Source organism: Streptomyces sp. CY-1 (assembly GCF_047218265.1).
GTDB lineage: Bacteria > Actinomycetota > Actinomycetes > Streptomycetales > Streptomycetaceae > Streptomyces > Streptomyces niphimycinicus.
In genome coordinates, this window is record NZ_CP178393.1 from 8,295,816 (window position 1) to 8,307,955 (window position 12,140).

9 protein-coding genes are annotated in these 12,140 nt (G+C 73.5%); 6 read left to right on the forward strand and 3 right to left on the reverse strand.

Annotation, left to right across the window (positions count from 1 at the left end; genetic code table 11):
• Positions 1–133 precede the first annotated feature (133 nt).
• Positions 134–796, forward strand: a complete 663-nt coding sequence (locus tag ACK1X7_RS35670; protein WP_385138071.1) for a GntR family transcriptional regulator — start codon at positions 134–136, stop codon at positions 794–796.
• A 278-nt stretch (positions 797–1,074) separates the two neighbouring features.
• Here the strand turns inward: ACK1X7_RS35670 and ACK1X7_RS35675 are convergent, their stop codons facing one another.
• Together ACK1X7_RS35675 and ACK1X7_RS35680 are read right to left on the reverse strand one after the other, a co-directional pair.
• Complete coding sequence (locus ACK1X7_RS35675; protein ID WP_385138014.1) at positions 1,075–1,956, reverse strand: hypothetical protein; 882 nt, start codon at positions 1,954–1,956, stop codon at positions 1,075–1,077.
• Positions 1,957–2,076: 120 nt separating this feature from the next.
• Positions 2,077–3,855 (reverse strand): PucR family transcriptional regulator, encoded by a 1,779-nt coding sequence (locus tag ACK1X7_RS35680; protein WP_385138012.1) that lies wholly within the window; start codon positions 3,853–3,855, stop codon positions 2,077–2,079.
• A gap of 234 nt (positions 3,856–4,089) precedes the next feature.
• On the opposite strand from ACK1X7_RS35680, the gene ACK1X7_RS35685 reads away from it, so the two are divergent.
• The 5 genes from ACK1X7_RS35685 (at position 4,090) to ACK1X7_RS35705 (ending at position 11,064) form a co-directional block, all read left to right on the forward strand.
• On the forward strand, positions 4,090–4,980 hold the full coding sequence (locus tag ACK1X7_RS35685; RefSeq protein ID WP_385138011.1) for an FAD binding domain-containing protein: 891 nt from the start codon (positions 4,090–4,092) through the stop codon (positions 4,978–4,980).
• Entirely contained in the window at positions 4,971–5,483 is a 513-nt protein-coding gene (locus ACK1X7_RS35690) for a (2Fe-2S)-binding protein (protein ID WP_385138009.1), read from the forward strand. Before ACK1X7_RS35685 ends, ACK1X7_RS35690 begins: the two co-directional genes overlap by 10 nt.
• A 2-nt stretch (positions 5,484–5,485) precedes the next feature.
• Entirely contained in the window at positions 5,486–7,882 is a 2,397-nt protein-coding gene (gene pucD / locus ACK1X7_RS35695) for a xanthine dehydrogenase subunit D (protein WP_413116138.1), read from the forward strand.
• An 81-nt stretch (positions 7,883–7,963) separates the two neighbouring features.
• On the forward strand, positions 7,964–9,115 hold the full coding sequence (locus ACK1X7_RS35700; protein WP_385138006.1) for an XdhC family protein: 1,152 nt from the start codon (positions 7,964–7,966) through the stop codon (positions 9,113–9,115).
• 206 nt (positions 9,116–9,321) lie between these two features.
• Positions 9,322–11,064 carry a glycoside hydrolase family 6 protein gene (locus ACK1X7_RS35705; protein ID WP_413116139.1) on the forward strand — a complete coding sequence of 581 codons (1,743 nt, stop codon included), beginning with the start codon at positions 9,322–9,324 and terminating at the stop codon, positions 11,062–11,064.
• A gap of 44 nt (positions 11,065–11,108) precedes the next feature.
• Here the strand turns inward: ACK1X7_RS35705 and ACK1X7_RS35710 are convergent, their stop codons facing one another.
• Positions 11,109–12,002, reverse strand: coding sequence for a phosphatidylinositol-specific phospholipase C (locus ACK1X7_RS35710; RefSeq protein ID WP_385138003.1), 894 nt, complete (start codon positions 12,000–12,002; stop codon positions 11,109–11,111).
• Between the last annotated feature and the right edge of the window lie 138 nt (positions 12,003–12,140).

Genomic DNA, 12,140 nt, shown 5'->3' on the forward strand with positions numbered 1-12,140 from the left:
TGTCCGTGTACGCGGCGTAACGTTACTGCGACCTTAAATGATGTTTACGGGCTTTGCCCGGGAGCGGCCTCCGCATATCGTTCGATGGGATGTCAGGAGGACCGGAGTGGAGCAGTCCGAAGCACAGGCGGCGATGGTGCCGCCGCCCTCCTGTGGCGCGCCCGCGGCACGCAGGTCTCCGCGCCGCCACTCGGTGCGCGGCCAGATCCTGGACGCCCTGCGGGAGGCGCTGGCCGGCGGTGAGCTGATCCCGGGCGAGGTGTACTCGGCCCCGGTCCTCGCCGAGCGCTTCGGCGTCTCTCCCACCCCCGTACGGGAGGCCATGCAGCAGCTCGCGGGCGAGGGTGCCGTCGAGGTGGTGCCCAACCGGGGCTTCCGGGTCTCCCGCCGCAGCGAGCGCGATCTCGCGGAGCTGGCCGAGGTGCGGGCGCTGCTGGAGGTCCCGGTGATGCTCAGCCTGGCGGAGGCGATCGCGCCCGAGCGCTGGGCCGGGCTGCGGCCCTTCGCGGAGGCGACGGCGGCTGCCGCCATGACGGGCGACCGCGCCGCCTATCTGGAGTCGGACCGCACCTTCCACCAGACCGTGCTCGGGTTGGCCGGAAACCAGCAGCTCGTGATCGTCGCCGACGATCTGCACCGCCGTGCCCAGTGGCCGCTGGCCTGCGGCCGGGCGACCCGCACCGCCGACCTCGTCGCCGACGCGGAGGAGCATATGGCCCTCCTCGACGCACTGGTCGCCCGCGACCTCGACACGGTCGAATCCCTCACCAGGGCCCACTTCGCCCCGACGGTCTGAGGGCTGGGGGCTGGGGGCAGAGGTCTGAGGGCTGGGGGCTAATAGGGGGCGTCCGACGGTTCTCGGCGCCTGCGGCGGGCTGATCCTCTCCCCGCCCCTTCCCACAACTGGGGCTCCGCCCCAGACCCTGGGGTCTGGGGCGGAGCCCCTGCCACGCGGCGGAGCCGCATATCGATGCTGCGAGCGGGAAGGGGCGGGGGCGCACGAGCCGTCCCACACCCCCCGGCGGGGTTCGCCCCGGGGCATGCTGTGCTTCCCCAGGGGCGAGCCGGGGCCGGTCAGTCGGCGGTTTCCTCGGTGGCCAGTTGTTCCGCGAGCCAGACGGGGACACCGCCCAGCAGGCGGACCAGGCGGGCCGCCTCGGTGCGCAGCCGGGTGGCCTCGTCGGGCTCGGGTTCGACATCGGCCAGGGCGGCCAGGGCCGGGGCGATACCGACCAGGTAGCCCAGCTCCTCACGGATCCGCAGCGACTCGGCGAAGCCGTGGCGCGCTTCGGTCAGATCGCCGTCCCCCTCCGCCATGGCGGCCAGGTGGCGCCAGGTGAACGAGCGCAGCAGGGTGTCGCCGTGGGCCGCCGCGCCCGCGTGGGCGCGCTGGAAGGCGGCCAGGGCGCCGGTCGGGTTGTGGGCGAGGTGCTGGGAGATCAGCCCGCGCCGGAAGTCCAGCAGTGGCCGGATCGGGGAGCCCGGTGAGAGCAGCGCGGCGGCGCGGCCGAGCGCGGTCCGCGCCTCGTCGGCCCGGTCCCGCACCCCGAGCAGCGTGGACGCGTACGCCAGATAGCCGCGTTCGCACGCGGTGGCGCCCCGCTCGGTGTCGGTGAGCGCGAGCGCCTCCGCCGCCCGCAGGGCGTCATCGGCCGCGTCCCAGCCCGCGGAGGTGTACATGCACCGTTCGATCAGGACGGCGCTGCGCTTGAGCGCGGCGGCGGCGTCGTCCACCGCATGCGGGGTGAGCAGTTCGGCGGCGTCCTTCCAGCAGCCGCGCGAACGCAGCCGCCATACCGCCGTGTCGAGTGGGTCGTCCACGAGCGGGTCGAGCCCGCGCCCCGCCTGTACCTCGGAGTGAGGATCGGACGATCCAGGTGGTGACATGGCGGTGTCCGCCACATTGCCCTCCCCAAGCGCGCCATCGAGCCGGAAGCCGTGGGCGAATCTCAGCATGAATGCGCGCGCCCGGCCAAGAGGTTGGTGTGAATCAATTCACAAACCCCTGGCAAGAGTGATGACGCGTTGTCACGCGCCCGGGCGTGTCCCCGGGCCACGGTCACGCCCCGCCGGGCGTCAGCTCATGCGCAGCGCGAGGAAGAAGTCCAGCTTGTCCTCCAGGCGCGACAGCTCGCGCCCGGTCAGTTGCTCGATCCTGCCGATCCGGTAGCGCAGCGTGTTGACGTGCAGATGCAGCCGGGCGGCACAGCGCGTCCAGGAGCCGTCGCAGTCCAGGAACGCCTCCAGGGTCGGGATCAGCTCGGCCCGGTGGCGCCGGTCGTACTCGCGCAGCGGGTCCAGCAGCCGGGCGGTGAAGGCGCGCCGCACATCGTCCGGGACGAAGGGGAGCAGCAGTACGTGCGAGGCCAGCTCCTGGTGCCCGGCCGCGCAGACCCGCCCGGGGCGCGCCGCGGCCACCCGCCGGGCGTGCCGGGCCTCCTCCAGGGCGCCGCGCAGCCCGTCGGCGGAGTGGACGGCGGCGCTGACGCCGAGGGTCAGCCGGCCGTCGCCGTCCAGACCGCGGGAGAGCGGCTCCCGGACGGCGGTGAGCAGCGCGTCGGCCTGGAGCCCCGCCATGCCGCCCTCCGACGGGCCGTCGGTGAGCGCAGGGAGGGGGACGAGCGCCACCGCCTCGTCGCCGGTGTGCGCCACCGCGATCCGGTCCGACAGCTCCGGCCCGGGCGCATCCGGGTCGACCAGGATCTCCTCCAGCAGCGACTGGGCCACCCGGGCGCCGAGGACGGCCCCGCCGTCCCGCGCCAGGCCCTCATGCGTGAAGCCCACACGCGCGGCGCCGTCCCGCACACCGCGCTCGCGCGCCCCGCCGTCCGTGCCGTGCTCCGCCTCCGCGGTGACGCCCCACTCCACCCGGGCCACCACCACCTGCCAGTGTGGCGCCGTGCCGAGCCCCGGCAGCAGCACCGGGGCGGCCACCCGCAGCCGGGCCGCGATCTCGGCGGGCGGCGCGCCCGTCTGGACCAGCTCCAGCACCTCCTGGGCGAGCCTGCGCCGCACGGTGCGCGACGCGTTCCGCCGGTCGCGCTCGACCGCGATGAGCTGGGTGACCCCGTAGAGCAGATCCAGCCGTTCCTCCGGCCATTCGTCGGCGTCCGCGCCGACCACCAGCAGCCAGTCGGACAGCACGGTCGCGCGCACCTCGTCGCCCGTCTCCCCGCTGTGGATGGGGAAGAGGGAGTACGTCATGCCGTCCGCGGCGGTCAGCCGCTGCGGGCCGCGCCGCCCCTCGCGCCGGGCGGCCAGATGCTCGCCCGCCAACTGGGCGCGGACCGCCGCGGGCGGCTCCGCGGCCGCCCCGGCGGAAGTGGGCCCGGCGATCCGGCGGCCGGTGGGGGAGAGCACCCACGCGGTCAGGTCCAGGTCCGAGCGGAGCAGGTCCAGGGCCACCTCGGGGCCGCCGCCCGCAGGCCCGGACGTCATCAGCCGCCGGTGCCGGTCGACGACCGCCGCCAGATCCCCGGCCCGCTCACCGGAGACCTGGCGCACCACATGCTCGGTGATGGTGGCGAACGCGACGTCCTCGACCACGGAGAACAGCGGCAGCCGATGCCGTCCGCAGGCCAGCACCAGATCCTCCGGCACGGCGCCCAGCTCCGCCTCGCCCGCCGCCAGCCCCGCCACCCCGGCCGCCGCGAGGATGCGGACGAACCGCTCGGAGTCCTCCGGCTCACGCCGCCAGGCGAGCCCGGTCAGCACGAGTTCACCGCCCGAGAGATAGCGGCTGGGGTCGCGCAGATCGGTGGTCATGACGCCGCGTACGGTACGGTCCAGCTCGCTCTCGCCGCCGAGCAGGCGCAGGCCCAGGGTGTCGTTCTCCAGCAGTGCGCGCAGCCGCATGGGAGGCCAGCCGATCTTGTTCCGTGTTGCCGGTCGAATACCGCGAGGTTTCGGGTCCCCGCCGTTCGTTCGAATCTACAAGACCCGCCCCCTGGCCAGCCAATTGCTTCATGTCTTCGGTGACTGCACCATGTGGCCCACACCTCGGTCTACTGGCGTTGAGTCGCGTGCAGAGTTCTGGGAGGGGGCTCCCGCCTGCCGACGGCGACGCCGACGATTCGAGAAGAGAGACCCATGGACTTCCTGCGCCCCGCCGGCTGGGAGGAGGCGCTCGCCGCGAAGGCCGAGCACCCCACCGCCGTGCCCATCGCGGGCGGCACCGATGTGATGGTCGAGATCAACTTCGATCACCGGCGGCCCGAGTATCTGCTCGATCTGACCCGCGTCGCCGAACTGGCCGAATGGGAGGCCACCGACCGTACGGTCCGGCTGGGCGCGGGCGTTTCGTACACCCGGATCATCGAGGAGCTGCGGGCCGAGCTGCCGGGGCTGGCGCTCGCCGCGCACACCGTCGGCTCACCGCAGATCCGCAACCGCGGCACCGTCGGCGGCAACCTCGGCGCCGCCTCCCCCGCCGGGGACGCGCATCCCGCGCTGCTGGCGGCCGGGGCCGAGGTGGAGGCGGCCTCGGTGCGCGGCACCCGGCGCATCCCCATCGAGGAGTTCTTCACCGGGGTCAAGCGCCATGCCCTGGAGCCCGATGAGCTGATCCGGGCGGTGCACATCCAGAAGGCGGACGGTCCACAGCAGTTCTCCAAGGTCGGCACCCGGAACGCCATGGTGATCGCGGTCTGCGCCTTCGCCGTCGCGCTCCATCCGCGCACCCGCACCGTGCGCACCGGCATCGGATCGGCCGCGCCCACGCCCGTACGGGCCCGTGAGGCCGAGGAGTTCCTGGGCGCGGCGCTCGAGGAGGGCGGCTTCTGGGACAGCGGCGCGCCCCTCGACCCGTCGACCGCTCGGCGGTTCGCCGAGCTGTGCGCCGGGGCGTGCCGCCCGATCGACGACGTACGCGGCAGCGCCGCCTACCGCCGCCACGCGGTGGGGGTCATGGCGCGCCGCACGCTCGGCTGGACCTGGGAGGCGTATCGCGAGGGAGACGGGAGGACCGCACAGTGCGCGTGAACATCACGGTCAACGGGCGGCCGTACGAGGCCGATGACGTCTGGGAGGGCGAGTCCCTGCTGTACGTGCTGCGCGAGCGGATGGGGCTTCCCGGTTCGAAGAACGCCTGTGAGCAGGGCGAATGCGGTTCCTGCACGGTCCGCCTCGACGGGGTGCCGGTATGCGCCTGTCTGGTGGCGGCGGGACAGGCCGAGGGCCGCGAGGTGGTCACCGTCGAGGGACTCGCGGACCACGCCCGGCAGCGGTCCGAGCCATCCCGCCCCGGGCAGGTCGCCCCGCTGGCCCCGGTCCAGCAGGCGTTCATCGACGCCGGGGCCGTCCAGTGCGGCTTCTGCACCCCCGGACTGCTCGTGGCCGCCGATGAGCTGCTGGAGCGCACCCCCGACCCCTCCGACGCCGATATCCGCGAGGCGCTCTCCGGCAACCTCTGCCGCTGCACCGGCTACGAGAAGATCCTCGACGCGGTCCGGCTCGCGGCCGCCCGCACCGGGAAGGCGGTCTGACCATGGCAGCCGACCGCTCCGCCAGCGCCCCCACCGCCCTCACCCAGGCCACCGGCGCCACCAGGGGGACGATCGGCGAGTCCACCCTGCGCCCCGACGGCACCCTCAAGGTGACCGGCGAGTTCGCGTACTCCTCGGATCTGTGGCACGAGGACATGCTGTGGGGCTTCACCCTCCGCAGCCCGCACGCCCACGCCGCGATCAGGTCCATCGACACCGCCGCGGCGCTCGCCCTGCCCGGGGTGCACGCCGTGATGACCCATGACGATCTGCCCGCCGAGACCCACTACGGCCTGGAGATCCACGACCAGCCCGTGCTCGCGAAGGACCGGGTCCGCTACCACGGCGAGCCCGTGGCGATCGTCGCCGCCGACCACCCCGAGACCGCCCGCCGCGCCGCCGCCCGGATCGCGGTGGAGTACGAGGAGCTGCCGCTGGTCGTCGACGAGGCCACCGCCACCGCGCCGGGCGCGCCGCTGCTCCACCCCGGCCGCCGGGACCACCACGCCGCCCACGCCCCGCATCCGAACATCGTGCACCGCCAGCCCGTCCTGCGCGGCGATGTCGCCGCCGCCCGGGCCCGCGCCGATGTGGTGGTCCGCCGCGACTACGAGGTGGGCATGCAGGACCAGGCGTTCCTCGGCCCGGAGTCGGGGCTCGCGGTGCCCGCCGAGGACGGCGGGGTGGACCTCTACATCGCCACCCAGTGGCTGCATGTCGACCGCGATCAGCTCGCCCCGGTCCTCGGGCTGCCCGCCGACAAGGTGCGGCTGACGCTGTCCGGGGTGGGCGGGGCGTTCGGCGCGCGCGAGGACCTGTCCATGCAGGCGCACGCCTGTCTGCTGGCGCTGCGCACCGGAAAGCCCGTCAAGATCGTCTACAACCGGTACGAATCCTTCTTCGGCCATGTCCACCGCCACCCCGCCAAGCTCACCTATGAACACGGCGCCAGCCGCGACGGCACCCTGCTCTACGTCCAGTGCCGCATCGTCCTGGACGGCGGGGCGTACGCCTCCTCCTCCCCGGCGGTCGTCGGCAACGCCGCCTCCCTGTCGATCGGCCCCTACGTCGTCGAGAACGTCGACGTCGAGGCCATCGCGCTCTACTCCAACAACCCGCCCTGCGGTGCGATGCGCGGCTTCGGCGCCGTCCAGGCGTGCTTCGCCTACGAGGCGCAGATGGACGCGGTGGCGGCCGAACTCGGCCTGGACCCGGTGGAGTTCCGGCAGCGCAACGCCATGTCCCAGGGCGCCACCATGCCCACCGGGCAGCTTGTCGACTCCCCGGCACCGGTCGCCGAGCTGCTGCGCCGGGTCAAGGCGCTGCCGATGCCGCCCGAGCGCGCCTGGGAGGCGGCGGGCGGCCCGGTGGACGTACGGGCCCTGCCGGGCGGGCTGTCCAACACCACCCACGGCGAGTCCGTGGTGCGCGGGGTGGGCTATGCGGTCGGCATCAAGAACGTCGGCTTCTCCGAGGGCTTCGACGACTACTCCACCGCCCGGATCCGGCTGGAAGTGATCGGTGGCGAGCCGGTCGCCCTGGTGCACACCGCGATGGCCGAGGTCGGCCAGGGCGGGGTCACCGTGCACGCCCAGATCGCCCGCACCGAGCTGGGCGTCGACCGGGTCACCATCCACCCCGCGGACACCCGGGTCGGCTCGGCCGGCTCGACCTCCGCCTCCCGCCAGACGTATATGACGGGCGGCGCCGTCAAGCACACCTGCGAGGCGGTCCGGGAGGAGGTGCTGCGGCGCGGCCGGGAGCGGTTCGGCGCCTCCCACCCCGCCTGGGCGGAGCCCGCCCGGCTGCGGCTGGCGGACGGCAAGGTGGTCACCGACGGCGGCGAGGTGATCGGCGACCTCGCCGGGATCCTGGGCGAGGAGGCGATCGACCTGGAGCGGGAGTTCCGGCACCGGCCGACCGAGCCGTTCGATCTCCGCACCGGCCAGGGCTTCGGCCATGTGCAGTACTCCTTCTGCGCCCATCGCGCGGTCGTCGAGGTCGACACCGAGCTGGGTCTGGTCAAGGTGGTCGAGCTGGCGGCCGCGCAGGACGTGGGCAAGGCGATCAACCCGCTGTCGGTGGTCGGGCAGATCCAGGGCGGTTCCACACAGGGGCTCGGGCTCGCGGTGATGGAGGAGATCGTCGTCTCGGCGGACGGGGCGCGGGTGCGCAATCCGTCCTTCACGGACTATCTGATCCCCACCATTCTGGACACCCCGGCCATGCCGGTGGACGTGCTGGAGCTGGCCGACGACAACGCCCCGTACGGGCTGCGCGGCGTCGGCGAGGCGCCCACGCTCTCCTCGACCCCGGCCGTCGTCGCCGCCATCCGCGCGGCGACGGGCCTGCCCCTGAAGCGCGTGCCCGTGCGCCCGGAGCACCTGACGGGCACCTGAGGGCAGATATCGGGAGCCGAGTGCGTTGTTCCGGATATCGATGCGCCGCGTATCGATGCGCCGCCCAAGGAGCTGATCACCATGCTGGACATCGCCGCCGAGCTGAACCGCTGGTGTGCGGAGCGCCGGGATTTCGCCGTGGCCACCGTGGTCTCCGTGGGCGGCAGCGCGCCCCGGCAGCCCGGGGCCGCGCTCGCCGTGGACGCCGAGGGCACGGCGATCGGCAGCGTGTCCGGCGGCTGTGTCGAGGGCGCGGTGTACGAGCTGTGCCAGGAGGCGCTGCGCACCGGCGAGACCGTACGGGAGACCTTCGGCTACTCCGATGAGGACGCCTTCGCGGTCGGCCTGACCTGCGGCGGAGTCATCGATGTGCTGGTCAGCCCGGCCCCGGCGGCCGACCGCCGGGTGCGCCCGGTGCTGGCCGCCGCCGCGTCCGCCGCCGCCGACGGCCGGACGACGGCGCTGGCCCGGATCGTGGACGGCCCGCCCGAGCTGCTGGGCCGCGCCCTGCTCGTCCGCCCGGACGGCGACTGGGACGGCACCCTGGGCGGCCACCCCGAGCTGGACCGTACGGCGGCGGCGGAGGCCCGCGCCCTGCTGGACGCCGGGCGCACCGCGACCGTGGTCATCGGCGCCGAGGGAAGCCGCTGCGGGCGGCCCGTCACCCTGCTCGCCGAGGCCAGCGTGCCGCCGCCGCGCATGATCGTCTTCGGGGCGGTGGACTTCGCGAGCGCGCTCGTACGGATCGGGAAGTTCCTGAACTACCACGTCACGGTCTGCGACGCCCGTCCGGTCTTCGCGACCGCGCCGCGCTTCCCGGACGCCGACGAGGTGGTCGTCGACTGGCCGCACCGCTATCTGGAGAAGACCGAGGTGGACGCCCGCACGGTGCTGTGCGTGCTCACCCACGACCCGAAGTTCGATGTGCCGCTGCTGGAGCGGGCGCTGCGGCTGCCGGTGGCGTACGTCGGCGCGATGGGCTCCGCCCGCACCCACCGGGACCGGCTGCGGCGGCTGCGCGAGGCCGGGGTGGGCGAGCCGGAGCTGGCCCTGCTGCGCTCCCCGATCGGGCTCGACCTCGGCGCCCGTACGCCCGAGGAGACCGCGCTGTCCATCGCGGGCGAGATCGTCGCCAACCGGCGGGGCGGCAGCGGAACGCCGCTGACGGGTGCCCGGACCCCGATCCACCATGACACCCGGGCGGCCTCGGACCGGATCGACTCGGTCGCCTGACCGGACCTGGCGTGACCTGATGTGACCTGACGTCACCTCGGATCACCTGACATCGGATCAGATCACAGAAGGATCGTCTGACATTAGGCCACTCCTGAGCGGGACAAACCCTCCGCCACCTGGCGGAGGCTTCCTTTGCCGGGCGCCGGTTTCTGAGTGAGAGTCAGAAATCGACCTTGGTCCTGCCGCCCCCCTGGAGTGCGCACGTGCGTAAGAGACGCAAGATTCTCACCGTGTCGACGGCCGTCGTGGCCGCCGCCACCCTGCCCCTGTTGATCAGCCCCGTGGTGAGCGCGGCCGCGCGGGAGGACGACGACGATTCCTCCCGCATCGCCCGCCTCTACGCCCCGCCCCCCGACCGGGACTCCTACCGCCAGGTGGCCCGGCTCGCCTGGCGGGGCGACTTCCGCGACTCCGCCGGGCTCCTCGCCATGGTGCGGACGCCGCAGGCGGTCTGGTACGGCGACGAGAGCCCGGAGCGGATCCAGCGGCTGGTCCGCAGGACGACGCGGAGCGCCGATGTGCAGGGGAAGCTGCCGGTCCTCGCCCTCTACAACATCCCTGGCCGTGACTGCGGCAGCTACTCGAGCGGGGGCGCGGACGACCTCGCCGCGTACGAGGCGTGGATCGACGCCGTCGCCGAGGGCATCGGCGACCGTAAGGTGCTCATCGTCCTCGAACCCGATTCGCTGGCGCTGCTGCCCTCCGACTGCGCCGACGAATCGAACGCCGATCAGACCGCCGTCGAGGAACGGCCCGCAGAGGAACGGCCCGCAGAGGAACGGCCCGCAGAGGAACGGCCCGCAGAGGAACGGCCCGTCGAGGAGCAGCCCGCTGCCGGGCAGCCCGCCGAGCAGCAGACGGCCGTCGAGCAGCCGCCCGCCGCCGAGGCACCGCCCACCGATCTGCCCCCGCTGCCCGACCCCGGCGCGTCAACGGCCCCGCCCGCCGCATCGGACGCCCAGGGCACCGGCCAGGACGCCGCGCGGCCCCCGGAGGCCCAGTCCCCGGACGCGCAGTCCGCGGACCCGCGGCTCCCCGCCTCCGAGAATCCGGCCCCCAAGCCCGCCGAGGCTCAGGAGCCCTCCGGCCAGGAGCCCTCCGGCCAGGAGCCCTCCGCGTCCCAGAGCCCCGCCCCCGATCCCTCCGCCGAGCAGCCCGGCACCCTCCCCGAGCTGCCCCCGCTCCCCACGCCCGACCCGGCGACCCCCGACCTCGAGAACATGGGCGACCTGGACACCCCGGTGGTCGAGGACCAGGAGACCGCCGCCCGCTACTCCGAGATCAATTACGCGGTCGACACCCTTACCGCGCTCGGCAACACCTCGGTCTACCTGGACGCGGGCCACGCCGGCTGGCACTCCGTCAGCGGCATCGTGCCCCGCCTCATCAAGGCCGGGATCGACCGCGCCACCGGCTTCGCCCTCAACGTCTCCCACTACCAGACCGACCCCGACAGCGCCTGGTACGGCCGGCTGATCTCCTCCTGCCTCGCCTACGCCGACGACGGCGGGGACCCCGAGGACTGCGCCGACCAGAGCTGGTCACGGCGGCACGCCCGCCGCTGGCTGCACGCCCATGTACCGGACGACCCGGGCCGTATGAAGCACTTCGTCACCGACACCAGCCGCAACGGCCAGGGCCCCTGGACCCCGAGGGCCGCGACGCATCAGCACAACGACGTGCAGTCATGGTGCAACCCCCCGGAGCGGGGCCTGGGCAGGCGCCCCACCACCCGCACCGGCGACGCGCTGCTGGACGCCGCGCTGTGGGTGAAGACGCCGGGCGAGTCGGACGGGCGGTGCCTGCGCGGCACCGACGGGCCCCTGGACCCGGTGCGGGGCACCGTCAACCCCGACGCGGGGGAGTGGTTCCCCGAGCAGGCGCTGGAGCTGGTGCGCTACGCGGAACCGTCGGTCAAGGTCTTCCGCCGGTTCCCCGGCCGCTGACACTCCCCGGCCGCTGACACTCCGCGGCCGCTGACACTCCGCGGTCAGCCCGCCGGATTGTGCCGGACGAGGGCGTCGACCAGGCCGGACGCGGTGTTCGGGAAGTCCATCGGAACGATCCCGAGCCCGGTCCAGCCCTGTGCCTCGGCGCCCTCCAGGAACGACTTCACCTGCGGGTTGAGCCGGTCCGCGTTGGAGCGGGGCGGCAGCAGGGCGGCGGTGGACACATAGTTCATGAAGAGCTTGCCGGGCTGGGCCGCCGCCTTGCGGAACTGCGCCTCGATCTTGGGGTACTTGCCGAACGGCTCCGCCATGTAGTCGTCCTGGATGTCGAAGAGCCCCCCGTCGCCGTACCGCACCCCCGGCATATTGTCCGAGTCGGCGAGCAGCACCACCCTGCCCCGGGCCTGGCCCAGGGTGGGGAGGGTGTTGTCCAGGCGGAACAGCGAGCGCCAGCCCTTGTCGTCCAGATAGATGTCGAAGATCCGGCGGAACTCCGCGGCGCTCTCCTCCGAGTACTCCTGCTTGACCCGCATCAGCACGGTCTCCGACGGATGCGCGGAGAGGAAGGAGCGGCAGGCGCCGAGCACATCGTCGAAGTTGAGGTGCTGGTAGAAGGCGCCGTGGTGGATGGGGAAGGCGTTCTCGAACGCGCGGCAGCGGACGTCCAGGAAGCGGATGCCGCTGCTGAGCTGGTCGGCGATGGTGGTGTTCTGGCACTCGGTCCACGGGCCGCCGAAGCGGGCGCCGGAGTCATGGGTGCCGGGCAGGGTCAGCCGCTGGACCGGGGTGGCGTCGGCGATGGCGGAGAGCCAGTCCTGGGCGGCCGGCAGCCGGGGCGGCGCGGTGGCCGTGGCCGTCGCGGTGCCGCCGACGGCGGTGACCAGCCCCGCGGTGGACAGCGCGGCCGCACCCCTGAGGAACCCTCGCCGGTCCATACGCGTACTCCCGTCGCTCGCCTGCCCGTGCCGTGCCGCACGGCATCGAAGCACAAACGAGGGGGAGGGGCTACGGACAGCGGCTGAATCATCGATTCAATCGAGGAATTCCCTTGAATCGCCGATCCGGCCGGGGAG